Source organism: Lactococcus protaetiae, from assembly GCF_006965445.1.
GTDB lineage: Bacteria > Bacillota > Bacilli > Lactobacillales > Streptococcaceae > Lactococcus > Lactococcus protaetiae.
This window is the reverse complement of sequence record NZ_CP041356.1, coordinates 645200-671181: the sequence shown is the minus strand read 5'-3', so window position 1 is coordinate 671181 and position 25982 is coordinate 645200. Positions and strand designations below refer to the sequence as shown.

Sequence of the window (25982 nt, the reverse complement as noted above, 5' to 3'; positions counted from 1 at the left end):
CTATTTTCTTTCCTAAAAATAAAAAAGCCTGACTAAATGTCAGTGCTTATTCTAACTGTTCTAAAAACTCTCGAAGTCTTATTTCATCTCGTGCTGATAAATAGCCCAACACTCTTATTTTTGTTTTATTACCATCAATATTATAAGCCTGAACCGTATCAATCCATGAACGTTTACGTAAGCCTGCCTCAATATAATCAATAATTTCAAAGTATCTACTCTTAATATACTCTGATTTATTTTCATATTGGCTTGTAATGCGATAAGTTTTTACAACTGTACCGTCTAACTCTATAACAAAAGCGGGACGAACTTTTGAACCCGTCCCGTCCGCATAAATAACTTTGGCGATAACCACTGTATGCTCGCTCAGTTCCACTACATTAACCCCTCATACTCTGGAAATTTCTCATTGAAAAACTCCGCAACATCTTCTGTTTTTGAGAAATCAAGTGTTTTTGCTTCTGATTTTTTAGTCATTTCAGAAATTTTTCCTCTTGCTTCTACTCGTTCAGGAGAAAACCACCCCGAAGGATAACCTGTTGATGATTGAGTAAAAAGAGTGAGCGGTATTTGTTGTTCATAAGCTGTTTTTGTAATTAACATCTTAATCACAGTCGCAACATCTAGCCCTTGCTTATCAAATACTTTTTGAGCTTCATCTCTCAAAGTTTTATCTACTCTTGCAGAAACTTGAATCACACTCATATCTACACCTCTCATTCTTTATTTACTAACATTTTATCACAAATAGGTGCATTTTTCAACTTTTAATTACTTTCAAAAGCACAATTAAGATACAAATTATCTAAAACTGTTAAATACTCACGATACAATTGCATAGATTTTCTAGCTAGTTGAGCCAATTCTTCTGCTTCGTTTGTCTGAAAAAACTTAATATCCCTCAAAAAATATTCTGAAAAAGCATTTACATCAAATCTTCTATCTGCAAAATAACTTTCAAATTCATCAGACTTTAGTTCAGCTAAAACATCAAGTGAAATTTCGCCATAACCGCGTTTTACAATAAGGTCATATACTCCTGAAATTCTTAAATTATATCTGAACGTTGTTTCATTATACGTTTCTATCACGACTTCCAGCGCTCTTTTTAAATTTCCATAGTGTTCTGTTGCATGATGACACTCTCGTTTAATTTTTTGAAATTCCATTTTATCCTCTTTTTCTAGTCAAATTTATTTTTAACTCATTATTACTGACAAAAAAGTTTCTCCTCATTTTTTAATACTAATTGCTTTAAAATTGCAAAAGAAGAATGAGGGAAATCAACTTCTATTCAACTAGCTCTGATATATTCTAAATATTCTTTAAGGCTTTTGGCAGTCCTTGAATAATGTTCAAATTCATCAATAAATTTTAATTTAACCTCTTGACTTTGAGCTTCTAAAATAATCAGTCGGACTTGTCTTTGATTAACTTTCATTATTTATCGACTTCTCCTATTTATCCATCTGTGACAAAACTTCTTGAATCGTTGTTCCCATAACATTAAATGCTTCTTCAAGTTCATAGACAGAATCACTTGAAAAATGACTTTCTCCAAGCAAAGCATGCGCCGCATAAGAACTAATTTCACGACCATTAATAGAAAATTCTTCCATCAAATCATCAACTTCCCCTAACTCTTCTGAACTAAAATTACTGAGTTCTTTATTCGCTTCTGAAAAAGGACGAACGTCTCTATAAAAAACGACACTAGACACTACCGTGACCGTTACATTTCTTCTTAAATATTGTTCCAAAAATCTAATTTGTTCTGTTGTTAATCTCATACTTTTTACCTTTTTCTAATTTCTTAATTTCTAAACTAAGCTTAGTGCTTCATTATAGGTCTAACTTATAATGAAGCACTAAGCTTAGTTTTAAAATTTAGAGATGGTGATTATAGAACATCAAGGCAAATCAAAACCTTAATTGACAAAAAGAATTTTAAACCTACTACTAAATTTTTACCCGTCAAAACAAGTCGAGGCGTGATCGAAAATCAGCAAGAATGTACCAATTTTTTACAAAAACTATCTATTGAAGAATTGCTCTTTGAACAAGAATACGCACATTTTTCTAAAAATCACTTATTAGAGCAACTCGTCATGAATGAATATTTACGGAAACAACAAAACAATATTTAACAGGACTTTTCATACTTTTTCTTACCTAATTTTATAAAATAAAGAAAACTACTAACTCATTAAGTCAGTAGTTTTCTTTTTCTTTTCTTATTTCATCCCAAGCCCAATTTATTTTTTTCATAATCGTATCTGAATTTAACTCAGTCGCAACGTCTGGATGATATTTTTTTGAAAGAAATTTATATTGATTTTTTATTTCAGCAAATGTTGATAGTTCTCTTACTCCTAAAATAATATAAGGGTTTGTACTATCCCAGCGTCTATCATAGTCTATTAATTTCGTAGTTTGACTATCTTTTGATTTTTCTGCTCTAGTTTGTTTTTCGTCTCTGTTTGCATGATACCAATTAGAACCATATTTTCTTTCTTGCTCCTTACGCCATGCATTTACTTTTTCTTGGTGAGCTTGTTTTGCTTTATCTTCTTCAACAGAAATTCTCTCATTTACTTCATTCTTTCTTACAAAATGAGCAATCACAAGTCCTAAAATTATAAATAAAGCAACGAAAAAATACTTCAGAAATAGCCAAATCAAAAATACAATTCCGACAAAATAGATTAAACCTCTATACTTCCAAACTACACTTGCAATCGTCACTAAAATAAACGCAATTAATAAAAATATCCCAAATGACATTTAATTTCCCCACCTATATGTCTTCATTTCATCAAAAACCAAAAGAATTAGCATTAATTTCATCTTCTCTAGCTTGTTTATCTTCCTTTTCTCGCTTAATTTTGTACTCTCTTAACTCTTTTAATTCATCTTGGATAGCTGTTAAATTTTCTTTATTTTTCCACCATCTTAACTGTTCAATTTCTTCTTTTAATAACTTCGTACCTTCAGGTTTACTGATTTTTTCTAACGTTGGGTGTCCGTCTGCTAGAATATCTATTACAGTATCACTAGAATCTATTATAAGATAATGTTTCAAGTTCTTAGGCTGATAAATATCAATAAAGTATTCATCTAAGTTTTTTATCCACTCAGAATTTTCTATCAGACATATATTGCTATTTAACTCATCTTTTGCGGTTAATTTAGAAAATCTAAGTCTGTTAATAGCCATTATAGAATATTCCATACCAACAACACGACTAAAAGATAACTCATAATATTCTTTACTAGCTAATTCTCTTTCAGTTTGAGTTTCAAATATAAAATGAAAAGTTCCTTCATCCTCCCAAATCTCCCTGATGACTAATATTTTGTAAATAAACTCACTATCAATTACCATTTCCATAGCTTCTCCTAGTATCTAATCTTTATATTTATTGTTTTATCTAAAGAACTTTGAATTTCCAAAGAAGGCGCACCACCTACTGAACTACCGGGATGAAGATTAACAATATCTCCATTAGGTAACTTACCGACTATAGTCCCACTTGGATAAGTCTTCACATCCGCAAGTTTCAGCGCATCAAATTCTTTCTTGGCTATTTCAAATCCTTTAATAGATGAATTAAAATTATATAGCGAAGCTTTTGTATTAGTAAAGACCTTATTTCTTAACGTTGCAATAAATTCTTTACTATTTGTTATTCTCATCAACTCTGATTCATCAAAAATTGTATTTGCAACCAAAGCAACCCCTGAATCTCTTGGATTAACAACTTTATCTTTCAAAATAGGTGCCACTTTTGAAGCATCCTCTGCACTGGCTTGTTTCTTCACATTAAACTGTGGAAGATAAGCACCAAGTTGCGTTAAAATATAATTTGGTTCCCATTAACAAAATAATAAGTTTTAGTCTTTCCCCAATTATTCTCAATGTATTTAGAAACATCAAGATGACTCGCATTATCTAACAAGAATTTCATCAATTGAGCATTTTCAATGTAAGATTCAATTGGGAAACGGTCACCTGCTGAATGACTGTTTGAATTGATTGTCGCAAGCGTTTTAAGATAAGCTTCAATCCCTTCCTTTGTCCAGCCTTGGCTTTGTAGTGTCTTGATAATATCTGAAACAGATGACTCATATTTTTCTCGGTCTTTATCCGCCAAGCCTTTGACATCAAGTCCTTTGAGAAGTGCATTACGTTCTGCCTCAACATCTGAAACTAAGGCTGAATCCAATTTTTGATTAGTAAGTGTTTTGTACCAATCCATATTAGAACTTGAAGGGATTGAAAAATTCCCTTTAGAATCAAAGCGCCCCTGATTAAGTGCCTTAACTCCCTGCATCGCACTTTGGAACACCGTAAGACTATCCTGAAAAAGGCTACTCGTCCGTGAATCAAATTCATGTAAGATTCGGAGCTTCTCTTCAATTTCTCTCATCTCATTTGCGTAATGTTCCGCTACATTCTCTAGTCGTTTTCCCTCATAAAAGAGTTCTTCTGCTACATTTTTAGCCAAATCCCACAATAAGCTCCCACTAAATAAACTGATTTGAGTTTGAACTAAGGCTTGTTGCTGACGTTTAATTTCAAGTAATTGATTAAGGTGGTCTTCATCATAGATTGTATCATTAAAGGTATCAAATACAGAACTTTGAGAGTGAAAGACTTGAATATCACTTTTTATATCTTCTGTTGCTGATTCTAACTTGGTAAGCACTGGTTTAATCAAACTCGCAAAAAGAGTTCCTACGGCATGATAAGCTTTTCCTGATAATTGAGAAGAACCACCCTCTACCCTACTAATTAAATGGTCGCTTCCCTCTCTTAATCGACTCACAATTTCATTTGCGCTTGATACATTATGATTCATTGCAGAAATAAAAAGATTCCCATCGTTTTTATTATATTTTAGTCCCACGGCAATCGATTCCTTTCTGTTTGAAGTTGGTCAATATCATCTTGGATTTTCATACGAACTTGACGATAGCCTCGGTCAATCAAATCAAATTCATTAGAAATAACTTGCTGTATTTCTTCACGAACCCTTGAAACTCTGAACTTTTCCAATTGTTCTGCTCTCCCTCTTGTTTTTCCTGAACATAAAGCTCTTCTTCAACATAAAATAAACGATTCATCTCATTATGAAATCGTTCAAGTTGAGCTTGATGATTCCGATATTCTTGGTTGACCTCATCAATTTGATTTTCTTTGGCATAAATTTCTCGCCCTAATACCAATCGCTCATCTGCACTTTTATCTTTCATGCTAGAACCCCCAACTTTGACTATCCGCTTTATCTCGATACTCTATTGCCTGTGCCAATCCTTCAACTTTATTTGCTTGTTTTTGGATACATGACACTAGCTCACTCACATCTTTAAGCATTTGATTATTCAGTTTCTGCCCTGCTTTCATACAAGCAATGTTACTTCCTGCAAAGTGGATACTCTCATTTTGAATTGCACCAGCTTCTACCCCTGTTAGTTTAGAGATTGCGTTTTGTGCTGTCATCACATTAGAGCTAATTCTTGATGCGCCCATTATAAAATTCTCCTTAATTTTTTATGTATTTCTCATTAAATTTATTTTACAGTTTTTAGAATACATTTGCAACACTTTATTTTTAATTTTGTCTAATGCATAAAAAATTTGGAAAACTAATTTTCACAAGTCTTTTCATATTATTAACCTAGAACCTGAGAAATTAGGAGCGTAAAAATAATTACATCAACAAACTAAACCTTTAGTAATTTTTATCCAATTTACACAATAAAAAGCCGTTCACTTTGTAACGACCCTTTATTTTATAAATTATTTAACACACTTTTTATTGCTTGGTTAGTTTTATTTGTGAAGCAAATCACTTATGCTTACGGGTGGTTTCTTGCGATTTTATTGATCTTTTTGGCTTCCTTCTAATTTTTCTTATAATTCAAGACATTTTATTTGCTACTACATCTGCAATAAAGCATAGTCACTAAAAAATCAGGTCAATTTCTTTAGCTTGATTACCTTTTTCATTGCTGTGAATCCTAAATTTTACTTGATCACCTTCCATTGGAGAGGCATATTCGAAATCTTCTAAATCAAAATAGTACTTTCCGAACTTATTGTTTATAAAACCAGAACTCTCAAATAATTGAGTAATAATTCCCTCGTTTTCAACGGTAAAATTAGAATAACTTTTCTTACTTTTTTTATGTATATCATTTAAAGAATGGAAAATATCAGCTTGAACCTTTATTTCAGACTCCTTTACAATACGTTTCAATGTCAACAGTTGACCTGTATTATTTTTTAATATTTCTTTTTGATATTTAATATAATACTTTTCAAATAATAAAGTTGATTTTTCCTTGTCCTTATTTGAGAGCTTTACAACTTCTATTAAGACTTTTATTAGAATAGTAGATGTTTTATAATCCACTTCATTTAAATAATCTAGTTTTTCCAGCCCATCTCCCAAGAGACTGAGTTTCAATGAGTAGTCTCTGAAATTTAAACTTTGAGCTCTTCTTAAATAAACATCAAGATATTTACTTATATACTGATTAGCAAATTTAATTGTGGTTTCATTATTTAATTTAATCTGTTCAAAAATCTCTATTGCTTCTTTGTATTTTGATAAGTTAGTAAGTATACGTCCTTTTTCAAGTTGTATTCTAAAATTGTTTGGAAATAGCTCATCTGCTTTTTCTATGTACTCAAGAGCCTTAATATGCTCTTGCATTTTCACAGTATAAAATACACTTAGATGATAATTAAGTACGGCAGAGGTAGTATTATCTGTTGCATTCTCTAACGCTATTCTATAAAATTCCTGGGCTTCTGAATAATTAGACATCTCACTAGTAATAAAAGCTCGAATTTTATATATCTCAAAATACTCCGGTGCTACTGTAAGAGCTCGTTCAAGATAACGACTAGCTTCTGTCCAATCTCTCTGATAACTACTTTCTAAAGCCTCTGTTAAATAGTAAGAAGCAATTTTATTACTTGGATTGTCTAAATTATGTTGAATAGATTTAGCATCAAAAGGGTCATTCTCATTTTTTGAACTTATTGTTTCAAGAATCCTATATAATTTCATCCTTTTGTCTCTAATCATATCAATAAATTCATTCGATACAGGACGAAAATAAGTCAGATAATCCTTAGCTAATGAATTGATAGAATAATTTATTCCACTTTTATCTAAAGATAACATACTTGTTGATTTTAATTTATTTACACTGTCCACTAAGGTATGATAGTCTTCCTCTCCAATATAGTAGACAATTTCCCCAAAAGTCAGCGGTTTTCCTTCATTGAGTAAAAGCCATAGAACCATTATTTCTTTTTCAGCTAATTTATCAATGATGTTTGACATGCAAAATTCGATAACTTCTTTCTTATTGGCAAGAATGGAATTGGAATCTGCTCCATAAAAAATTCCTGTTAAATACCATTTTATTACTAATGGGCTTGAATACAAATTTTTCTCTATAAACCTTTGAAGTTCTTCATCTGGCCGTTGATGAAGTTCCAGTTGAAAATATTTGGAAAGCAATCGAAAATATTCAATACTATCTTTTGAACTTAACTCTTTCAGCTCATATCTATTCTCTAATTCACCTAACCCTTTACGAGACGTAATTAATACTTTTGATTTACTTGGTATGCGTTTTAAAAATTCAATAACCTGAAGAGTTGGCATTGTTTCTAAATTATCTATAACTAATAATGTGGGAAAAGTTTCCATAAAAGTAATAATATCATCAATTGGATTTTGAGTTTGCTGAATAAGATTAATTTGTAAATCATTAAAAAATTCAGTAGCGTTTGAAATAGAATCTTTGATTTTGATAAACTCTCCGCGCGATAACGTTTTCGTCTTTAAACTTGTCCAAACAATAGCGTCAAATTTATTAGAATTGTTAGAGTCAATGAAATCGTATAAGTATTTAACAACTAATGCAGTTTTACCAAAACCTCCATTTCCTACTATCGTAACTACTGGATAAATATCCGAATTGACCAATTTATCAAGATCGTGTAATTCTTGTTTTCTACCTATGTATCCAGTATCATCAAACTCTGGTTCTGGAAGATTGTGAAACATTGAATTATCTTCTATCTCTGGAATAAACTTTAAACTAGCCATCAATTTTTCGGGATTATTGTATATTTTATCCTTTGTCTTTAAAAGTTCATTCCAATTTATAAAGTGGAATTCTTTATCTAAAGTTCGCATGGCTTCTTCTATTGTTCCTCGGTCAGAAAAATAAAGAGGCTTTGAATGCATTATTCTATTCCTTATCGGAACTAGTTTCTCCACTAATATACTATTAATCTTATTTCTCGTAGTATTTGATAATTTTAATATAACTCCATTTGAGTTAATTAATCCAACTAAATCACCTAAATCTAAGCCATCTAGAATAATACCAATATCAGATTTTTTGTCAACTCTTTCTTTTTTGTTTCTATCATTTGATTTTGAGATTAACTCATCACCAACAGTAATAGTTTCGGGAGTCGTAGATAAAAAAAATCTCAAATCATATTCAATAGATGTAACAACTGCAAACATGAAAAGTCTTGTACTTAAACTAAAATTCTCCATTTTGTTCCTCATTAAATTTTTTCGTTATATCTATTTTAATGTAAAATCATCTAAAAAGCGAGCATGAGCCATGCGTCACATAATTTATTTTACCTATCCACTATTGATTTTTCTTATTAAGATTTTAGATAATTTTTCTGGATTTCTTTTAAAAATTAATATATCATATTAAGCAATTCAGGATATCTGACCTAAAAATTATCACAAACGTCCAATATAAATTTTTAATCTTTTTTGATTCCAGATTCTTTTTTGTATTTTTAATATAGAGAATCTATAAAAAACTCCATAGGATTTAAATTAAACTTAATAATGTTATAACAAAATAAATTGAGAAATTTCATCATGAAACTCATAACTTTTCTTATAACTTTTTCGTTCTTTTATAATTTTATCCTTGTTCTTTCAGCAAATATAAAAGTATACATCATCTAAAATACTATTATTTGACTAAATGACTATCATTTTATATTTCAACTTCTTATGATAGTCATATCTATAATCCCACGGGATTATATACCAAAACTATATTTTGTTCCACCAAAAATAGTTTGGTAGTGTCAATTTGTTGTTGCTTTTTACAGTAGATGGATTGATAAAGATTATATACTATTTAAAATGTGAGGAAACCAAATGAACTATAATGATTTTATGAAAAGTAAACATATTGCTGAGCGTTGGGGTGAAGCTCAAGGTACTTTTGAAAGCATCGATAATACAAGTGAGATGAGTTATTATCACGAACTCCTGACAGAATTTTATGATTATATTCAATATTTGGAGGGTTATTTTTTCACTGATGGTTCAAATTCGCTGACAACTCTCTCAAAAGAGGCTGACAAAAATCCGTCAGTACTCACTGACACTTCTAACCACTTTAGTGAAATTTCAAGCGCAGATAGTAATATTAAAGCTGAAACCCTTAAAAGTAGTAATCGTCCTGAACAACTTTTCACTGCTTTTTCACCTACTATTGAAACCCCTGATACTTCTCCTTTTGGAGCGAGCCAAAAGGTGCTCACTGACGAAGAAGACCCTTGGTTCGGATTTAGTCAATAAAAACTCTGATATTTGCTGACAAGATTCTTAAAAAATTCTGTCAGTGCTGACAGAAAGTTTCTTTTTCATTATTTATCCACAGACTTTCAACTTTGACCACTGCATTGAGTGATTAGCACTCTTATATCAGTATACACTAACCCTGTCAGCGAAATATGGTTGGATTCATCAATCAGAATTTACAGTTTTCGACAGTATAAAAATTCTACGCATAATTTTGGCAGAATATAGTTTATTTCATTTTTATCATATTTTCGTTATGAAAACCTTTACAAAAATGATAAAATAGGTCTAGGATAATTGGACAAATTTGAGTGCGACATTTAATAACTGTATGAAGTCAACTTCACTTTTTCATCAAATCACGGTTTGGTACCTAACTCCAAGAACGTAAACCATCTCTTGCGCTTAACACAATGCGTCAAGATTGTGGATAAGAAAAACTTCGCTTTTCCCAATCGTCGCAATGTAGTATAGGTAAAGTTTAACTACCAAATCTGCTAACGCAGATTTAGAGATGAACTAGTATGAAGTATGACTTTAAATAATTATTAATTTCGACTCTATCTTAAAAAAGGAGAACATTATGCCTTTAAGTATTTTAGACTATGACCCTTACCTTGAACCTTTCAAAGAGGATTTATCTTTAAGGCTTTTTGAGTATGCACGTACAAAAAAACGTTTATTGGGTACGGATGGTACTCTCTCTGACTTTGCAAATGGATATAAATATTTCGGATTCCAACAGGAAAAAAATCATTGGACTTTTCGTGAATGGGCACCTGCTGCTGCTAAAGCTTGGTTAGTTGGAGATTTTAATAACTGGGAAAATAATTTTGAACTCAGGTCTGCCTATGGTGGCACTTGGGAAATTTCTAGTCCTGGTATGCTCCCTATCGGTTCAAAAGTTAAGGTAAAATTACTCTTGAAAGATGGGCAAACTGTTTATCGTGTTCCGAGCTATATCATGTATGCTGTGCAAAATGAACGTTATGAAATGGATGGTGTGATTACACACCCGCAGTACGAATGGAAACACAAAGCACCAAACCTCACCGAAGCACCTTTAATTTATGAAGCACACATTGGTATCTCCACAGAAGATTATCGGATTAATAGCTACAAAGAATTTACACGCGATATCTTACCTCGCATCAAAAAAGATGGTTACAATACGATTCAATTAATGGCAATTATGGAGCATCCGCTTTATGCCAGCTTTGGCTATCAAGTATCCAATTTCTTTGCGATATCAAGTCGATTTGGTAAGTCTGAAGATTTGATGGAACTGATTGATACGGCGCATGGTATGGGCTTACGCGTATTGCTTGATGTCGTTCATTCACACGCTGTGAAAAATGTTGGAGATGGACTAAATCTCTTTGACGGCACAACTTCACAATATTTCCATGAAGGCAAGCGTGGTGAACATTCTGCTTGGAACACGAAATTATTTAATTACGGCAAAGATGAAGTCTTACATTTCTTACTCTCAAATCTGAAATTCTGGCTAGATGTTTATAAATTTGATGGTTTCCGCTTTGATGGTGTGACTTCTATGCTCTATCACGACCACGGTCTGGGTACTGCATTCACTGATTATAGTAAATATTTTTCACTTAATACTGATGTTGAGGCAGTCACTTATTTGATGTTGGCAAATGAACTCATCCGTCAAGTGAATCCTGATGCTACGACGATTGCTGAAGATATGTCAGCGATGCCAGGTATGGCACTTCCTATCTCAGCTGGCGGTATTGGCTTTGACTACCGACTCTCAATGGGCATTCCTGATTTTTGGATTAAACAACTTAAAGAAAAATCTGATGATGACCTTGACTTGATGGCGCTCTGGTGGGAATTGACAACGAGACGACCTGGAGAGAAAAACATTGGCTATGCAGAAAGTCATGATCAGGCGCTTGTTGGTGACAAGACCATCATGATGTGGCTCGCGGATAGTGAGATTTACTGGAAGATGGATACAGGTAGTGAATCGCTGATTATTGATCGTGCAATTGCGTTGCACAAGCTGATTCGCCTCGTCACTTTCAGCCTTGCTGGAGAGGGTTATCTGAACTTCATGGGAAATGAGTTTGGGCATCCAGAATGGTTAGATTTCCCTCGTGAGGGCAATGGTGATAGCTATCAGCATGCACGTAGACAATGGTCTCTGGCAGACAATCAAGATTTACGTTTCAAATATCTCTTGGCATTTGATAACGATATGATTAACTTAGAACATCAGTTCAAGTTTATGGAGAATAGTGCAAGCTTGAAGCAACGGTGGGTAAAAAATTCTGATAAACTATTGGCTTATCAAAAAGGGAATTTACTTTTTGCATTTAATTTTCATCCAAGTTATGAGCAGCAGCTTCACCTGGACTTTGCAGAAAAACCTGAATTAATCTTTGACACCGATGATAGAAAATATGGTGGTTTTGGACCAAGAAGTAGCTTTGGTTGGTCAAAAGGAAAACTCAATATCATTCTTGAACCTAGATGTGCAATGGTATTTAGAATCAAATGAACATAATACATTAACACCTAAAATAGAACCTGTCAGCGTACTGACAGGTTTTTATCAAAACAAGTGCGTGCTATCTCCGCCTTGCGGCTACGCTGTTGATGCTCGCTACGACAAGGTGCTGTGCAGACAGTGCAGCGAAGCGGAGATGTGAGGTTGTACCCTAAATTCAGTGGTGAGTCGAAACTCCCACTGAATAAGTCTTGGCTTCATTATTGACATTTTTGTTACTATGACTCATTTGCCGTAAAAGTCAACAATAAGTGAGTTATAAAGTGGTTGTAGCTAACTTATTCAAAATTCTTTTTGATAAGTGACCAAACATTTTCAAATTGTTCTTGAAAAGAGTTATCCCACTGTGGCGCTACTTTCGGATGATGAAAATAAGCAAATGCTTGAATCAAGGCTCCTGCTTGCTCTGGTTTTGAAAGAGCGGCTGCACTCTGTAAGCTCTGAACCATTTCTAAAATGTGTTCCTGACTAAGCGCTTGATTTTCGCTGACATAAGTAGTGTAAAGCGCAAACATCTCAGGTGTTTCCTGATGCGCATAAAACTTGGCACTTGCGACAGCCCAAAGCCAATCGTGGATAATATCGACTTTTTGTGTATAGTTTGTCGTATCAAAAGGAAAAATCGCAGATAGTGTCTGTTCGTTGAGAAATCGAAGAGCAAGGACGGTCAGCAACTCTTCCTTATTTTTAAAATGCTTGTAAATTGCGGGCTGACTGATATTCAACTTTTTAGCAATTTTTGATATTGTAAGTTTCTCTATCCCGTTCTTTAGGATGAAATTTTCGGTTTCTTGGAGAATTTTTTCTCGTGTTGTCATATTAAATGTGAGGACGACTGCTTGAAAGATTATATCAAAGCTACAGAAGAGATTTTGTTTTGCAAAATTTCACTCGTAGAAGCGTAGAAATTTTAAAAAATGAGGTTTCCTTTTGATCTTACCATTCCGACTTGGTACTTCGCCTTTTGCGCTTGTTATTTTACGTAGACTGTTCGCAGAACAGCATGCAAAGCACCTAGCACGATAGCGGAAATAGAACGGAATGAATAGCGTAGCGAAGATGTTGCTTTAGAAACCCAGTTACCATTTCGACCACCTGCTTTGCCTTTTTCTGTTTTAGCAAACGGACAGTAGAGTCATCTATTTTCCTAACTTTTAGGAGTCCGAACTCAATTCCTTTCTAATATTGTTTAACTTCTAAATTACTTTTAGAATAGTATAAAAACATTCTAACACAAGTTATAATTCTTGACAAATATAACTTCTGATAGTATAATCTTTTCATGAGTTATAAAAACAAAAAATTATAACCAAATAATAATTAAGTTCATTAGACTTATTCGGAAGCTCGTATTGTTTTTGAATAACATTATTGAAGTGATTACTTCATCAGTGGGAGATTTTTTCTCTCCCACTGATGTTAGGGTACAACCTCTAGATGTAACAACTAAGCGACCTGTACGCAGCTAAAGCTGCAACAGTCTGCTTAACATCAAAGATATGAGGTCACCCTGTCCCTGAAGTCTAAGCGCTAAAGCGCCAAGACCCTAGGGCAGTAGAACGAAAACAAAGCTTAGTGTTGCTTATCCCTCCACCTAAAAGAGGTGGGGGAATTGCGATTGCGACTAGGTGCTTCAGCACCGTAGCGAGCATCGACAACGTAGCCCAAAGGGCGGAGATAGCAGGAACTTGCTTGGTTAAAAGACGAATGAACTCATTTCTTGGAGGATAACAATGACTTTTACTGGACATACAATTTTGATTACTGGTGGAACAAGCGGTATCGGTTTTGGATTTGCTAAACGCTTTGCATCCCTTGGCAATCGTGTCATTATCACTGCTCGTAATGAATCACGCCTAAACAAAATTTTGGCTGAAAATCCTGAATTATCAGGGTTTGTCAGCGACGTGACGACACTAGAGCATTTGTCAGCACTGACAGAATACATTCAGGACAAATTCCCACGGCTTGACGTACTGATGAATTCTGCTGGTATTATGCGCGCTTATGATTTATTTGCACAGCTCCCTTTGTCAGTACTGACAGAAGAAATCAATACTAATCTCACTGGTACAATCGCTGTAACACAGGCATTATTGCCTCTTTTAACTAATAATTACGGCACTATCATCAACGTTTCATCTGGTTTATCCAACCTTGCAGATGGTGCACATCCGATTTATAACCTGACAAAAGCTGGCGTTCACTTTTACAGCGATGCACTACGTGAACAAGCAAAATATTTTGGAAAAAATTTACGTGTTGTCGAACTTGTACCTCCTCTTGTCGCAGAGACCAATCTTGAAGAACACGCTTCAACTGAAAATCCAACCAACATGAAACTGAGCGATTTGATTGACGAAACTCTTCTTGGTCTCGAAAACGGTGCGGAGCGCATTGATGCTGGCTTTGCGAAGACTTTACATCAAATGGGCAAAGTCAATAGTGAAGAAAACACGAACAAACTCTCTACCCAAATGCTAGGAAATTATTTTCCAAAAGAAAAAGGAGAAAGATAGAAATGAAAGCACTGATTACTGGCGCAAACAAAGGCATTGGTTTTGCGATTGCACAAAATCTTGGCAAGCGTGGCTATGAAATTTTGCTTGGCGCAAGACAAGAAAGTCTTGGACAAGAAGCCGTCCAAAAATTGCAAGCTGATGGTATTTCTGCAAGTTTTGTCAAAGTTGATTTGAACGACTTAGAGGGATTAGAAAGTCTGTCAGATTTGTCAGATGTTGACATTCTTGTCAACAACGCAGGGATTGCTGGCAACATCGCGACAGAAAAAAGTAAACTAGACATGAATAAATCCGCATTTGACTACACAACGACTGACCTTCAAGAGACACTCAACACTAATTTCTTAGGAACTCATGCCGTTATCACAAATCTTTTGCCGGCGCTTTCAGAAAATGCCAAGATTCTCAATGTGACCGTTCCTGTTTCACAAAAATACTGGATGCCTCTCGCTTACGTGACGAGCAAGGCTGCACAAAATGCAATGACTTTTGCCTTCGGCCACCAGTTTGAAAAAGATAAATCAAAACGCCAAATCTTTGGTGTCATGCCTGGTGCTATCGCAACTGACCTTAACGGAGCAAAGGCTGGCGAAGGCGGAATGGTCAGAACTCCTTACGAAGCTGCAGAGAACATCACAAGTTTTCTCTTTGATGGAAAAAATCATAATGCCGAACTTATCAATTTTGACGGCACTATCATTGACAATTATGAACCTGGGCTAATGGGAAAAAATCTCAAAGACATCGCAAGAAATGGTTTGAAACGTAAGTTTGGTAAAAATTGAATTTAGGGTACAACCTCACATCTCCGCTTCGTTGCACCGTCTGCACAGCACCCTATCGTAACGAGCACCAACAGCAAAGCCATAAATCAGAGATAGTATGCACTTGCTTTGATAAACAAATAAAAAATCGGAAAACTCCGATTTTTTTAGTTATTATAGCAAAAACTCCATCTCTCGTCTCTGTGTCTTGAAACCATGATGTTCATAAAATTCTTTTGCAGAATCTGGCATTTCCCATACATTCAGCTCAACTCTAGAACAATGCTCCTCACGTGCAAAATCAATCAAAACATCCATCAACTGACCGCCTGCACCTAGTTTTCGTGCATTCTCATCCACACATAAATCATCTAAATATAGAACTTTATATGGAGCAAGCACAGTATGCTCTGTATTTTCTTTAACTTGGCACATCGCATATCCCAAAACCTCATCACGATCAGAAACGGCCACAAAGATTGGTTTTGTTGCATCTGTCAGCATTTCCGATAAATCCGTCAGCGAATATTTTCCAGCATCAGCTCGAAAAACATCTGGTCTCCGCTCATAATGAAACTGACCAATCTCCGCCAGTAACTCCAATAATTTAGGACAATCTTTAATCTCTGCTTTTCTTATTTTCATTCACTCACCTCACAAAATATTATACAATTTTAAACTCAAAAAAGCTGTCAGTATGCTGACAGCTTTTTCAACTCTGTTGATAAAGCTTTTATCCGCCGATTCAATGCTCACGATAATCGCATTGAACTGACAGATTTTATTTATCAAAGCAAGTGAGTGCTAATACCATTGGGCAACCAAAGCTTTATCCAATCGGCACAAGTCCGTTTTTTTGCGGTCAACCACTACTCTTCTTGTTCGTCCATGAAACTATTGAAGACTTCTTCAATCATATCCCACTCATCCTCAGCATCTTCTGGGATTGGTTGCAAATCACCTTCTGTACCGTCTTCATTTTCAGTGAAAGAATAAGCCAGTACATCAATCAAGCCATCTTCATCTTCTTCAAACTCTGTGGGTTGAAGAACAACATAATTTTTACCAAATTCCTCTTGTCCATCAATAGTAATCAAAATTTGAAAAAGACTTTCATTTCCATTCTCATCAACTAATGTAATGTAATCAGCCTCATGATTATGTTCATGTTCGTGGTCATGTGTATGAGTCATTTTATTTCCCTTTTCTTTGACATTTTCACTGACAAAAGCCCCATCAGCTCATCATGAACTGACAAATCTCTATCAGTAAATCTTTTCCCGATAAAACACAGCCCAAATGTACTGACAGAAACCTGTCAGTAAAATCTACACCCATCAGTGTAAAACTTACATTTTCAAAGCGTGTGCATCAAGATAACTCTGCAAAATCAGTACCGCTGCCAATTTATCAATTGATTTTTTACGGTCTTTGCGTCGTACACCACCGTCAATCAATACCTTTTCAGCTTGAGCAGTTGTTAGTCGTTCATCTTGATAATCAACTTCAATCCCAAATTCTTCAGTGATTTTATTACCATAATCTCGTGAAGCTTCCGCTCGAATTCCTTCATCACCATTCATATGCTTAGGAAGTCCCAACACAATCTTATTCGGTTTGTATTCTTTGATTAATGCTTCAAGACGCACAAAACCCAGATTGCCAGCTTCACTGTCAATTTTAATCGTTTCTACAGGTTGTGCAGTCATACCAAGCAAATCACTCACTGACACTCCAACCGTTTTTGTACCGACATCAAGTCCTAAAATTCGTGCAAACATTATAGATTCACACCATGTGCTTTAAGATAATCTTTAATCAACTCTTCAACAATATCATCACGATCAAAACGACGAATTTTGTTTCTAGCGTCATCATGACGAGGGATGTAAGCAGGGTCTCCTGACAAAACATAACCCACGATTTGATTGATTGGATTGTAACCCTTTGCTTCAAGCACGTTATATACATTGACAAGTGTTTCGCCAATTTCTTTCTTGTCCGAATCGCCAAATTCAAAACGGACTGTTTCATCTGTAAAGCCCATAAGACACCTCCTTTTAAATCATCTGGCAAAGCCAAATGCAACTATAGCCCATTATAACGAATTAATTCATAATGTAGCTCACACCAATAAAACCACTCTACAGCTTTATGGTGAAACTTATATATCCAGCTTTTAAAAATCTGAGAATTCCCACTTTGAAAAGCCAGTATGAAAAATTTTAAAATGTTTAGGTACCACAATCAGAAAATCTGTGCAAACCGAAAACCATCATTAAAATTTTCTTAGATATACGTTAATTATACGTTATTTTTTAAGCAAATTCAATTATTTCCACTGTAGCTAATTTACACTAAAAAAGTGCCATAGCACGTACTTCGTGCGCCGTTCTCCGAAACGATCCACGTTTATCAAAACAAGTACGCGCTATCTCCGCCCTTTGTGGACTACGCTGTTGATGTTCGCTACGGTGCGCATGCCGTTCTGCGAACGGTCTACGCAACTTCGTTGCTACGCTCTTCGTTTGATTACCATTTGGCGTTGCCTCTATTATTGTCACGTTAGCTTTAGCTGCGTACAGGTCGCTTAGTTGTTACGCCTAGAGGTTGTACCCTAACATTTGTGGGGAACCCACCAATGAAGTAATCACTTTAAGGCAAAATATTTCCAGCAGCCATATACAAATCGTACCATTCTTCTCGACTCAGCACTACTTCTGAAGCTGAAGCTACTTCCTCAATACGACTCAAAGTCATTGTACCAATAATCGTTTGAATATTTGCTGGGTGACGATTAATCCAAGCAATAGCAATACCAGTCGGTGTTACGTCATATTTCTCAGCATAAAATTCTAACTTTTTATTTAATTCTGGGAATTTTTCATTACCCACGAACACACCTTCAAAGAACCCATATTGGAAAGGTGACCAAGCTTGAATTGTCATATTATTAATACGAGAATACTCCAACACACCATTATCATGCACAAAGCTACCCTCATCTGACATGTTCACATGAATTCCAGCGTCAATCATCCCTGTATGTTTAAGTCCAAATTGTAATTGATTAAACAACAAAGGTTGTTTCACAGCCATCTTCAAAAGTTCTACCTGACCTGGATTTTGGTTTGATACCCCGAAATAACGCACTTTACCCGCTTTTTCAAGTTCATAAAAAGCCTCAGCTACTTCCTCTGGCTCAACCAGTGTATCTGGACGATGTAAAAGCAAAGCATCCAAATAATCCGTATCAAGACGCTTCAAGCTTCCCTCAACAGAGTCAATGATATGCTCTTTTGAAAAATCAAACATTTTTCCAGGAACAATACCACATTTACTTTGAACGATGATGTCCTCACGTTTTACCGACGACTTAGCAAGCGCATCTGCGAAGATGGACTCACACTCTCCACCACCATAGATATCTGCATGGTCAAAAAAGTTAATTCCATTTTCTACTGCTGTTTCAATTACAGCCACGGGATTTTTACCCTCTTCATTAATGCGCATACAACCCAAAATAATTTGAGAAGCTTCTAAATCACCAATTTTGAACTTTTTCATGAGAAAATACTCCTTTAATAAATATGAGTGTCTACCTCTTTAAAATCACGAATTTTTTATCAAAGCAAGTGCAGCCCATCTCCGCTTTTGGGGCTACGTTGTCGGTGCACCGCTCTATCTCCGCTTTACTCTGCTTCCGATTTCACTATCTACGCAACTTCGTTGCTTCGCTGTCCATGCTCGCTATGGTGCTGAAGCACCTATTCGCAGTGGCAACCCACTAGGTGAAACAACTAGCATATCCGTTGCTGCTTTAGCGCAAACGGCTATCCTATAAAGTGGAAAGTTCAAATCGCAAGCTACTAAATCTGCAAGAACAAAAGACCAAGTGGTTAGTCCCTCCTAGTTCGGAGATAAAGCAACACTAAGCCTATCCTTGACTTCAAAAAGATGAACTCAATTAAATTTTTAATGATAAACTCATTATATCATAATTTTTGAAATCGCTTAACTTAAACCTATAGTATTTAAAAAAACAAAAAACCAGCAAACGCTGGCTTTCATTTCATTTACAAATAATAACGGATAGTTTGTTGAACAAAGCTTAATCCGTAACCTTAATCTCAGAATCTTTTGATTAAACTGTAAGTGAAGCACGTCCTTTACGACGACGAGCTGCGAGGACACGACGTCCGTTTTTAGTTGCCATACGGCTACGGAATCCGTGAGTAGTCTTACGAGATTTTTTGTGTGGTTGGTAAGTACGTTTCATTATATAAGTCCCTGGGCTACTTCACTTATTAGGCACAGCTCAACGAATTTTTATTGTTTTTTCAAGAGAGGTTTTATAAACACTCTTTTATCAAACAAAATTTCAAACCGTTCGCTTTTGCACCACTTATTTTGTAGAAAGTAGCTCCACCTTTTCGGTGTTCCTTTCATCTTAGTTTATCGCTTCAAAAAGCATACCTTACAATTCTACACTATGAGAGATTTTTTGTCAAGGCTAAATCTCTTTAGCGACAACAATATAACGATTATACTCTTGCCCTTCAGAGTGGCTTGAAACACCATTCTCCTGTGCAATGATTGTATGAATGATTTTACGCTCATTAGATTGCAAATCGTTGATATAAACTGTTTCCCCACCACGAGCGCGTTCCGCTGCACGATGAGCCAAGCTGACAATATAAGCTTTACGCTTCTCATGATAATCCCCAACATTAACAGCAATATTCATCCGAGTATTGAGAATACTGTTAGCGTAAGCTTTCGCAAGAATCTGCAAACTTTGCAAAATTTTACCATGCTTACCGATTAGTAAAGCATCATGATCTGAAGTCAGATTAAATACAGTAAGACTACCATCTCGTGAAACTGCAACACGCGTTGCAATTCCCATTTCTTGAGTAATCGTTGTTAAATAACTTGAGATTTTAGAAGCAACTTTTTCTTCTTCCCCTGAAATCTCTTTTTTAGATTTAACCTCATCTTTAACCGCCTCTACAACATCTGATAAATTCGCAGTTGATTGACGATTTTGTACCACTGTTTTCTTAGCCGCTGCAATGATTGCATCACGTTCTTCTTCAGTGATTTCACCTTCTTGTTCTTTTTCAGCTGCACGTACAGCCTTTACAACTTGGCTGAGCTCAAGAGTTGCTTCCATCGCAGATTTTGCTTTAGGCACCCCAAGATTAATACTCTCATCGACTCCACGTTGAGCCAAATGATCCGCCTTACGAACAGTTTCTTCTTGGATTGCCTCAATATTAACGCGAGCACGTTTTTTTCCAAAACCTAAGAAACCTTTTTTTTCTTTTTGTTCAATATGAATATGAACATTTTCACGTTTGACGCCTAATCGATTTAAACCACGCTCGATTGCGTCCTCAACCGTTTCACCAGTAAAAATAGCCATACTAAAACTACTCCTGTAATATGATAATTCCCGCTTGACAATTTTTATACTCGTTCGTCTTTGATTTTATACAATAAAATAATTAGTCGAACTACTCTATACTACCGCATTTCAAAGTGAGAAAACAAAATTTTCTCACTCACAGAATCATGCTAATCATTAAACAAAAATTCTGACTTCAGATGATTTTTCAAAAGTTAAGCAGTAACTAGATAAAATTCCAATTAAAATAAAAATTGCCACAGGTCTTTTTATTTTTTTCTTGCCTTTTTCATTGCTTTTTCACGAGCTTTTACTTTATCTTTTTCGGCTTTTACCTTTGCTTCACGAGCCGCAATAATTTTATACGGATTAGCAAGCAACATTGTTTGGAATACTTGGAAAGCATTTGAAATTACCCAGTAAAGTGCAATACCTGCTGCAAAATTAACACCCATAATCAAAATGAAGATTGGCATAATATAAGTCATTGATGTTGTCATTGCATTTTTTTCTGGTGCAGACTTCATCATCAAATAAGAACTTAAGAAAGTAAAAATTGCTGCTAATATAGGTAAGATAAATGTTGGATCTTTTGCACCAATATCAAACCAAAGAAAAGTACCGTGTTTTAAGAAATCCACACGAGATAATGCTTGATAAAGTGCCCACAACACTGGCATTTGCACCAAAAGGGTAGACATCCCATATAAGGATTAACTTTATTTTCTGCATAAAGTTTTTGAATTTCTTCGTTCATCAAACGACGAGATTCCACATCTTTGCTTGGATATTTAGCCTGAATTTTTTTAATTTCAGGCTGAATTTCTTGCATACGCTGGCTAGATTTGATTTGGACATTCATCAATGGGAGCAAAGCCGCTCGAATGATAATTGTGAATAGAATAATGCCGATACCGGTCAATCCGCCAAAAGACAAGAAACGAATGACTTGTGCAAAGCCATATACAACTTGGTCCCATAATCCGCTTGAGCTACTTGTTACCGCTTGTGTCCCACAAGCTGTGAGTAACAAAAGAGCAGCTCCCGCTATTCCGACCAAAGTAAGTTTCTTTTTCAATCGTTTTCTCCATCTACATAGATTTTTGATAACTTCAGGACGTGTTTTAGATTCTTCTTTACTTCATCAAAGCTAAGATTTTCAACACCACTTCTTGCAATGACTACAAAATCTTCATCTGTTAGAAAAGGTGAAAATTCAGCAATAGCATGACGTAGTAGACGCTTAACACGATTACGCTGAACGGCATGCCCTAATTTTTTACTTACCGAAAACCCCACACGAAAGTGAGGTTGACTAGCATCTAGTTTGTAAATAACGAATCTTTTATTGGCAAAGCTATGTTTCGCTGAAAAAATCTGGTCAAAATCTTTTGAGCGTTTCACGCGATATGTTTTTTTAATAGCCAAGCCACCCTCTCCCATCTTAGAAATTACCGCTTTAATTTTATCATAAAGTTGATGAAAAGTCACTTTCTGGTATGAAAACGCTATAATTTTATTAACTATTTTAATATTTATGAAATAAAAATCCGTCAATAATGACAGGATTTTTTGAATCTTATCAATTTATGGCTTGCGTAAAGCTAGAGGTGCCAACAATTGGTTTACCATATAATCAAATGATTCCTCTTTTGAGATTGAACCAGAGTTTCGAAAATAACCAAGTTGAGTCAGTGTAATAAAACCGTGCAAGGTAGATCTGAACATCCGACTAATATGAAAATTTTCATCCTCTGTTAAATTAAAATTATCAAGGCTACGTCGAACAAGTCGAATATTTTCTTTTGCCAGAAACTCTAACTCAGCATTGTTAGTCTGATGAATGACATTAACTAACTCATAAACAGATTCATATTGCTCTGCAAATTTTTTGTAACTTTCTGCGTAAGCACGTAGAGCATCCAAAGGATTTAAACCAACCATTGCATGAGTCAGCTCATAGTTTAAGGCCCTTTGTAAATATACTGCTGTCGCAACACGTACTTCTTCCATATTTTTGAAATGATTATAAAGTGAAGGAGCTTTAATTCCGAAATATTCTGCTAGGCGTGGGAAACTTACATTTCCTAAGCCAATCTTTCCAGCTAATTCAACCGTTGCTTGAACAATTTTTTCTCGTGTTAGTGCTATTCTTGCCATAATTCATCCTTCCAAGATACTTTCACTATTTCCATCTGATAATCGTGAAAATTCAATGTCTTTAATCGCTTTTTTTCTTAATTTATTTACAAGTATACAAATGTTTAACGTCTGAAACATTAAACAATATTAGTATAAAACTATTTCAATTATTTTTCAAGCGACTATCTATCATTGACAAACTACGAATAATAGTTTTATAATAATATTAGATATTCTCAAGAAGGAAGTATATATTAAAAATGAAAGAAGCATGGAAAAAAAATTTAATTGTTTTATGGTTTGGGACTTTTATGACTGGCATTGGCTCAAGCCTCATCTCACCATTTATCTCACTCTATATTGGGACTTTAGGAAACTATTCAAAAACTGAGTTAAACATTTGGTCAGGGCTCATTTTTTCGTCTACTTTTGTCGTTTTAGCGATTGTTTCACCTTTATGGGGAAGGTTAGCCGACCAGAAAGGAAGAAAGCTCATGCTTTTGCGTGCCTCTCTAGGTATGGCCGTTTCCATTTCACTGATGGCTTTTGTCACTGCTGCTTGGCAACTGCTTATCTTACGGATGCTGCTTGGCGCCTTCTCTGGTTTCATTTCCAACTCGATGGCATTGATGGCAAGCTCAACCCCAAAGGAAAAATCTGGTTCAGTTTTGTCTTTGTTGACTACGGGTTCCGTAGCTGGAACCCTAATTGGTCCAATTTTCGGCGGAATTTTAGTTGGTTTTACTGGCTATCGTCATGTATTTACTGTAACCGGAATTATCTATTTTCTTGTCTTTATCATGACTATTTTCTTCGTCCAAGAAACTTTCAAACCTATCGAAAAGAAAAATATGTTAACTTCAAAACAAGTATGGAAAGTCATTAGCCACCCTGCTGTTATCTGGGGAATGTTCTTGACTACCCTCATTACCAACATGACAAATCAGTCCATTAATCCTGTATTATCACTCTATGTTCAAGAGTTAATGCATGGACACGGAAATATCACGCTTATGGCAGGGATTGTTGCCGCTGCTCCAGGTATCGTAACATTAGTTATTGCACCACTTTTGGGAAGACTTGGGGATCAAATTGGTCAAAAAAGAATCCTTGGGTTTGGGTTAGTCTTTTCTATGGTTGTTTTCTTGGTAACCGCTACAACTACAAATGTTTGGTTCCTAATAGGAATGCGCTTGTTAGTCGGTATTTCCGATGCAGCTATCTTGCCTTCCGTACAAGCTATCTTAGCAAAAGAATCCCCTCAAGAAGTTACTGGTCGAATCTTTTCTTACAACCAGTCTGCTCAATCAATTGGTGCGTTTGCTGGCCCCCTCCTAGGCTCTGCGATTGCTGGATTTATTGACTACCGCTATGTATTCATTGGCTCTGCAATTCTTGTCATCTTCAATCTAATTAACTACTTCACACACACTAAAGAATTGCCAGTAAAAAAAGAACTCCATGCTTAACCACAGCATATAATACAACAGAGTTGTCAAGCTTATCAATTTGTATTACTGTAAAAGAACTTCAAATTTGAAGTTCTTTTTTTGCTTGTTCAATTTGTGATTTTACTGAATCAAAAGCTGTTCCACCAAGCGATGTTCTTCTGGCAACAGCTGTTCTTGATTTCAGAACTTCATAAACATCTTGTTCTATCAACGTTGACAACTTCTGGTAATCCTGTAAACTGACATCTTGAAGATAGATTCCTTTTTTAGTGCAATCTAATACCAACTTACCAACGATTTCATGCGCTTCTCGAAATGGAATTCCCTTTGTAGCTAAATAGTCTGCAAGTTCTGTTGCATTTGAAAAATCTTTCTGTGTTGCACTTTCCATGTTTACATCATTGACAGTCATTGTTGACAGCATTCCTGTCATTACTGACAGAGCTGTCAAGATAGTATCTGAGCTGTCAAACATCCCCTCTTTATCTTCTTGTAAATCTTTGTTATAAGCAAGAGGTAAGCCTTTCATGACAGTCAATAATCCCATCAAATTTCCATAAACACGTCCTGTTTTCCCACGTATAAGTTCAGCCATATCAGGATTTTTCTTTTGTGGCATAATCGAAGAACCTGTTGAATAAGCATCTGATAAAGTAACAAATTGAAATTCATGGCTACACCACAGTAAAATTTCCTCACAAAGCCGTGATAAGTGCATCATCAGTAAACTCGAATTTGACAGAAATTCTAAAATAAAATCGCGGTCACTGACAGCATCCATCGAATTAGTGTAAACTTTGTCAAAACCAAGCAACTGAGTTGTCAGCACTCTATCAATCGGAAAAGTTGTTCCAGCAAGAGCTGCCGCTCCCAACGGATTCATATCCGTATGTTTTACGTTGAACTCAAAACGTTCAAAGTCACGTGTAAACATCTGATAATAGGCCATCAAATGCTGCCCAAAAGAAATAGGTTGTGCATGCTGTAAATGAGTATAACCTGGCATAACAGTGTCAACATGGTTTACAGCTAGATTGACAATGGTTTGGCGAAGCTCTGTCAGCACTGACAAAACTTCTGTCAGCACACTTTTCAGATACAAATGCATATCTGTTGCCACTTGGTCATTTCTGGAACGAGCAGTATGAAGTTTTCCCGCCATGCTACCGATTTCATCATGAAGATAAGATTCCATATTCATGTGAATATCTTCGTTTTCAATTTTGAACTCGATTTGACCACTCATAAGTTTTTGCTCAACTTCTGTCAGCCCATCAGCAATTTTCCCAGCTTCGTCAGCAGAAATAATACCCGTTTCTCCCAACATTTTCACATGAGCAAGCGAACCTTGTAAATCAAAAGGGGCAAGCCTTTGTTCAAATTTAATTGATGCTCCAAATTCTTCAGTTTGTTTATTTAAAGACGCTTCAAAACGTCCTCCCCAAAGTTTTTCTACCATATTTCAACTTTCCAAAAACTGTCAGTATATTTCCCC

The 25982-nt window shown here is 35.3% G+C and carries 28 protein-coding genes and 1 pseudogene; 5 read left to right on the top strand and 24 right to left on the bottom strand.

The features are described 5' to 3' along the window. Window positions 1-46 precede the first annotated feature (46 nt). The 12 genes from FLP15_RS03475 to FLP15_RS03425 all read right to left on the bottom strand — a co-directional run bounded on the left by FLP15_RS03475 (window position 47) and on the right by FLP15_RS03425 (window position 8600). Window positions 47-379, bottom strand: a complete 333-nt coding sequence (locus tag FLP15_RS03475) for a hypothetical protein (protein WP_142766014.1) — start codon at window positions 377-379, stop codon at window positions 47-49. Further along, window positions 379-723, bottom strand: a complete 345-nt coding sequence (locus FLP15_RS13800; RefSeq protein ID WP_223804715.1) for a type II toxin-antitoxin system RelB/DinJ family antitoxin — start codon at window positions 721-723, stop codon at window positions 379-381. Before FLP15_RS13800 ends, FLP15_RS03475 begins: the two co-directional genes overlap by 1 nt. 47 nt (window positions 724-770) lie before the next feature. After that, the gene (locus FLP15_RS03465) at window positions 771-1172 is read right to left on the bottom strand and encodes a hypothetical protein (RefSeq protein ID WP_142766013.1); all 402 of its coding nucleotides are present in this window, start codon (window positions 1170-1172) and stop codon (window positions 771-773) included. A gap of 125 nt (window positions 1173-1297) precedes the next feature. Further along, window positions 1298-1444: a hypothetical protein gene (locus FLP15_RS12690; protein ID WP_190288341.1), complete on the bottom strand. Its 147-nt coding sequence runs from the start codon at window positions 1442-1444 to the stop codon at window positions 1298-1300. Window positions 1445-1460: 16 nt separating this feature from the next. Then, window positions 1461-1793 carry a hypothetical protein gene (locus FLP15_RS03460; protein WP_142766012.1) on the bottom strand — a complete coding sequence of 111 codons (333 nt, stop codon included), beginning with the start codon at window positions 1791-1793 and terminating at the stop codon, window positions 1461-1463. A 421-nt stretch (window positions 1794-2214) separates the two neighbouring features. Further along, on the bottom strand, window positions 2215-2787 hold the full coding sequence (locus FLP15_RS12685) for a J domain-containing protein (protein ID WP_190288340.1): 573 nt from the start codon (window positions 2785-2787) through the stop codon (window positions 2215-2217). Window positions 2788-2818: 31 nt separating this feature from the next. Next, on the bottom strand, window positions 2819-3394 hold the full coding sequence (locus tag FLP15_RS03450; RefSeq protein WP_142766011.1) for a hypothetical protein: 576 nt from the start codon (window positions 3392-3394) through the stop codon (window positions 2819-2821). An 8-nt stretch (window positions 3395-3402) separates the two neighbouring features. Continuing rightward, complete coding sequence (locus FLP15_RS03445) at window positions 3403-3825, bottom strand: hypothetical protein (RefSeq protein WP_142766010.1); 423 nt, start codon at window positions 3823-3825, stop codon at window positions 3403-3405. 32 nt (window positions 3826-3857) lie between these two features. After that, complete coding sequence (locus FLP15_RS03440; protein ID WP_142766009.1) at window positions 3858-4913, bottom strand: hypothetical protein; 1056 nt, start codon at window positions 4911-4913, stop codon at window positions 3858-3860. A 79-nt stretch (window positions 4914-4992) separates the two neighbouring features. After that, window positions 4993-5259: a hypothetical protein gene (locus FLP15_RS03435; protein WP_142766008.1), complete on the bottom strand. Its 267-nt coding sequence runs from the start codon at window positions 5257-5259 to the stop codon at window positions 4993-4995. A gap of 1 nt (window position 5260) precedes the next feature. Continuing rightward, window positions 5261-5536 (bottom strand): hypothetical protein, encoded by a 276-nt coding sequence (locus FLP15_RS03430; protein WP_142766007.1) that lies wholly within the window; start codon window positions 5534-5536, stop codon window positions 5261-5263. A gap of 436 nt (window positions 5537-5972) precedes the next feature. After that, on the bottom strand, window positions 5973-8600 hold the full coding sequence (locus FLP15_RS03425; RefSeq protein ID WP_190288339.1) for a tetratricopeptide repeat protein: 2628 nt from the start codon (window positions 8598-8600) through the stop codon (window positions 5973-5975). Window positions 8601-9233: 633 nt separating this feature from the next. On the opposite strand from FLP15_RS03425, the gene FLP15_RS03420 reads away from it, so the two are divergent. Then, the gene (locus tag FLP15_RS03420; protein WP_142766005.1) at window positions 9234-9659 is read left to right on the top strand and encodes a hypothetical protein; all 426 of its coding nucleotides are present in this window, start codon (window positions 9234-9236) and stop codon (window positions 9657-9659) included. A gap of 586 nt (window positions 9660-10245) precedes the next feature. Further along, the gene (locus FLP15_RS03415) at window positions 10246-12189 is read left to right on the top strand and encodes an alpha-amylase family glycosyl hydrolase (RefSeq protein WP_142766004.1); all 1944 of its coding nucleotides are present in this window, start codon (window positions 10246-10248) and stop codon (window positions 12187-12189) included. 287 nt (window positions 12190-12476) lie between these two features. Here FLP15_RS03415 and FLP15_RS03410 read toward each other — a convergent pair whose 3' ends face one another. Beyond that, window positions 12477-13016: a TetR/AcrR family transcriptional regulator gene (locus tag FLP15_RS03410; RefSeq protein WP_142766003.1), complete on the bottom strand. Its 540-nt coding sequence runs from the start codon at window positions 13014-13016 to the stop codon at window positions 12477-12479. A gap of 915 nt (window positions 13017-13931) precedes the next feature. Here FLP15_RS03410 and FLP15_RS03405 point away from each other — a divergent pair. Together FLP15_RS03405 and FLP15_RS03400 are read left to right on the top strand one after the other, a co-directional pair. Beyond that, a complete protein-coding gene (locus tag FLP15_RS03405; protein WP_142766002.1) occupies window positions 13932-14717 on the top strand; it encodes an SDR family oxidoreductase in 786 nt (261 codons plus the stop codon). A gap of 2 nt (window positions 14718-14719) precedes the next feature. Continuing rightward, complete coding sequence (locus FLP15_RS03400; RefSeq protein ID WP_142766001.1) at window positions 14720-15505, top strand: SDR family NAD(P)-dependent oxidoreductase; 786 nt, start codon at window positions 14720-14722, stop codon at window positions 15503-15505. A 153-nt stretch (window positions 15506-15658) separates the two neighbouring features. Here the strand turns inward: FLP15_RS03400 and FLP15_RS03395 are convergent, their stop codons facing one another. The 10 genes and pseudogenes from FLP15_RS03395 to FLP15_RS03350 form a co-directional block, all read right to left on the bottom strand. Next, entirely contained in the window at window positions 15659-16129 is a 471-nt protein-coding gene (locus FLP15_RS03395) for a GNAT family N-acetyltransferase (RefSeq protein ID WP_142766000.1), read from the bottom strand. Window positions 16130-16353: 224 nt separating this feature from the next. Then, on the bottom strand, window positions 16354-16677 hold the full coding sequence (locus FLP15_RS03390; RefSeq protein WP_142765999.1) for a DUF1292 domain-containing protein: 324 nt from the start codon (window positions 16675-16677) through the stop codon (window positions 16354-16356). Between the two features lie 156 nt (window positions 16678-16833). Further along, entirely contained in the window at window positions 16834-17265 is a 432-nt protein-coding gene (ruvX, locus tag FLP15_RS03385) for a Holliday junction resolvase RuvX (RefSeq protein WP_142765998.1), read from the bottom strand. Further along, on the bottom strand, window positions 17265-17531 hold the full coding sequence (locus tag FLP15_RS03380) for an IreB family regulatory phosphoprotein (RefSeq protein ID WP_120772866.1): 267 nt from the start codon (window positions 17529-17531) through the stop codon (window positions 17265-17267). Before FLP15_RS03380 ends, ruvX begins: the two co-directional genes overlap by 1 nt. Before the next feature lie 608 nt (window positions 17532-18139). Further along, the gene (locus FLP15_RS03375) at window positions 18140-19051 is read right to left on the bottom strand and encodes an aldo/keto reductase (RefSeq protein WP_142765997.1); all 912 of its coding nucleotides are present in this window, start codon (window positions 19049-19051) and stop codon (window positions 18140-18142) included. A 577-nt stretch (window positions 19052-19628) separates the two neighbouring features. Next, window positions 19629-19763, bottom strand: a complete 135-nt coding sequence (gene rpmH / locus FLP15_RS03370) for a 50S ribosomal protein L34 (protein ID WP_003131818.1) — start codon at window positions 19761-19763, stop codon at window positions 19629-19631. A 234-nt stretch (window positions 19764-19997) separates the two neighbouring features. After that, window positions 19998-20912, bottom strand: coding sequence for an RNA-binding cell elongation regulator Jag/EloR (gene jag, locus FLP15_RS03365; protein ID WP_142765996.1), 915 nt, complete (start codon window positions 20910-20912; stop codon window positions 19998-20000). Between the two features lie 251 nt (window positions 20913-21163). Then, window positions 21164-21756: pseudogene (locus FLP15_RS03360) on the bottom strand (YidC/Oxa1 family membrane protein insertase). 212 nt (window positions 21757-21968) lie between these two features. Continuing rightward, a complete protein-coding gene (rnpA, locus tag FLP15_RS03355) occupies window positions 21969-22337 on the bottom strand; it encodes a ribonuclease P protein component (RefSeq protein ID WP_190288371.1) in 369 nt (122 codons plus the stop codon). Window positions 22338-22481: 144 nt separating this feature from the next. After that, on the bottom strand, window positions 22482-23054 hold the full coding sequence (locus FLP15_RS03350) for a TetR/AcrR family transcriptional regulator (protein ID WP_142765995.1): 573 nt from the start codon (window positions 23052-23054) through the stop codon (window positions 22482-22484). Between the two features lie 242 nt (window positions 23055-23296). Here FLP15_RS03350 and FLP15_RS03345 point away from each other — a divergent pair, with 242 nt between their 5' ends. Beyond that, window positions 23297-24505: a multidrug efflux MFS transporter gene (locus FLP15_RS03345; protein WP_142765994.1), complete on the top strand. Its 1209-nt coding sequence runs from the start codon at window positions 23297-23299 to the stop codon at window positions 24503-24505. 61 nt (window positions 24506-24566) lie between these two features. Here FLP15_RS03345 and argH read toward each other — a convergent pair whose 3' ends face one another. Further along, entirely contained in the window at window positions 24567-25946 is a 1380-nt protein-coding gene (gene argH, locus FLP15_RS03340; protein WP_142765993.1) for an argininosuccinate lyase, read from the bottom strand. Window positions 25947-25982 lie beyond the last annotated feature (36 nt).

Excerpts from the sequence above, each read along its gene's own strand:
- FLP15_RS13800 (WP_223804715.1), bottom strand. The coding sequence starts at position 723 with ATGAGAGGTGTAGATATGAGTGTGATTCAAGTTTCTGCAAGAGTAGAT.
- FLP15_RS03465 (WP_142766013.1), bottom strand. The coding sequence starts at position 1,172 with ATGGAATTTCAAAAAATTAAACGAGAGTGTCATCATGCAACAGAACAC.
- FLP15_RS12690 (WP_190288341.1), bottom strand. The coding sequence starts at position 1,444 with ATGAAAGTTAATCAAAGACAAGTCCGACTGATTATTTTAGAAGCTCAA.
- FLP15_RS03460 (WP_142766012.1), bottom strand. The coding sequence starts at position 1,793 with ATGAGATTAACAACAGAACAAATTAGATTTTTGGAACAATATTTAAGA.
- FLP15_RS12685 (WP_190288340.1), bottom strand. The coding sequence starts at position 2,787 with ATGTCATTTGGGATATTTTTATTAATTGCGTTTATTTTAGTGACGATT.
- FLP15_RS03450 (WP_142766011.1), bottom strand. The coding sequence starts at position 3,394 with ATGGAAATGGTAATTGATAGTGAGTTTATTTACAAAATATTAGTCATC.
- FLP15_RS03435 (WP_142766008.1), bottom strand. The coding sequence starts at position 5,259 with ATGAAAGATAAAAGTGCAGATGAGCGATTGGTATTAGGGCGAGAAATT.
- FLP15_RS03430 (WP_142766007.1), bottom strand. The coding sequence starts at position 5,536 with ATGGGCGCATCAAGAATTAGCTCTAATGTGATGACAGCACAAAACGCA.
- FLP15_RS03425 (WP_190288339.1), bottom strand. The coding sequence starts at position 8,600 with ATGGAGAATTTTAGTTTAAGTACAAGACTTTTCATGTTTGCAGTTGTT.
- FLP15_RS03420 (WP_142766005.1), top strand. The coding sequence starts at position 9,234 with ATGAACTATAATGATTTTATGAAAAGTAAACATATTGCTGAGCGTTGG.
- FLP15_RS03415 (WP_142766004.1), top strand. The coding sequence starts at position 10,246 with ATGCCTTTAAGTATTTTAGACTATGACCCTTACCTTGAACCTTTCAAA.
- FLP15_RS03410 (WP_142766003.1), bottom strand. The coding sequence starts at position 13,016 with ATGACAACACGAGAAAAAATTCTCCAAGAAACCGAAAATTTCATCCTA.
- FLP15_RS03405 (WP_142766002.1), top strand. The coding sequence starts at position 13,932 with ATGACTTTTACTGGACATACAATTTTGATTACTGGTGGAACAAGCGGT.
- FLP15_RS03400 (WP_142766001.1), top strand. The coding sequence starts at position 14,720 with ATGAAAGCACTGATTACTGGCGCAAACAAAGGCATTGGTTTTGCGATT.
- FLP15_RS03395 (WP_142766000.1), bottom strand. The coding sequence starts at position 16,129 with ATGAAAATAAGAAAAGCAGAGATTAAAGATTGTCCTAAATTATTGGAG.
- FLP15_RS03390 (WP_142765999.1), bottom strand. The coding sequence starts at position 16,677 with ATGACTCATACACATGACCACGAACATGAACATAATCATGAGGCTGAT.
- ruvX (WP_142765998.1), bottom strand. The coding sequence starts at position 17,265 with ATGTTTGCACGAATTTTAGGACTTGATGTCGGTACAAAAACGGTTGGA.
- FLP15_RS03380 (WP_120772866.1), bottom strand. The coding sequence starts at position 17,531 with ATGGGCTTTACAGATGAAACAGTCCGTTTTGAATTTGGCGATTCGGAC.
- FLP15_RS03375 (WP_142765997.1), bottom strand. The coding sequence starts at position 19,051 with ATGAAAAAGTTCAAAATTGGTGATTTAGAAGCTTCTCAAATTATTTTG.
- rpmH (WP_003131818.1), bottom strand. The coding sequence starts at position 19,763 with ATGAAACGTACTTACCAACCACACAAAAAATCTCGTAAGACTACTCAC.
- jag (WP_142765996.1), bottom strand. The coding sequence starts at position 20,912 with ATGGCTATTTTTACTGGTGAAACGGTTGAGGACGCAATCGAGCGTGGT.
- rnpA (WP_190288371.1), bottom strand. The coding sequence starts at position 22,337 with ATGGGAGAGGGTGGCTTGGCTATTAAAAAAACATATCGCGTGAAACGC.
- FLP15_RS03350 (WP_142765995.1), bottom strand. The coding sequence starts at position 23,054 with ATGGCAAGAATAGCACTAACACGAGAAAAAATTGTTCAAGCAACGGTT.
- FLP15_RS03345 (WP_142765994.1), top strand. The coding sequence starts at position 23,297 with ATGAAAGAAGCATGGAAAAAAAATTTAATTGTTTTATGGTTTGGGACT.
- argH (WP_142765993.1), bottom strand. The coding sequence starts at position 25,946 with ATGGTAGAAAAACTTTGGGGAGGACGTTTTGAAGCGTCTTTAAATAAA.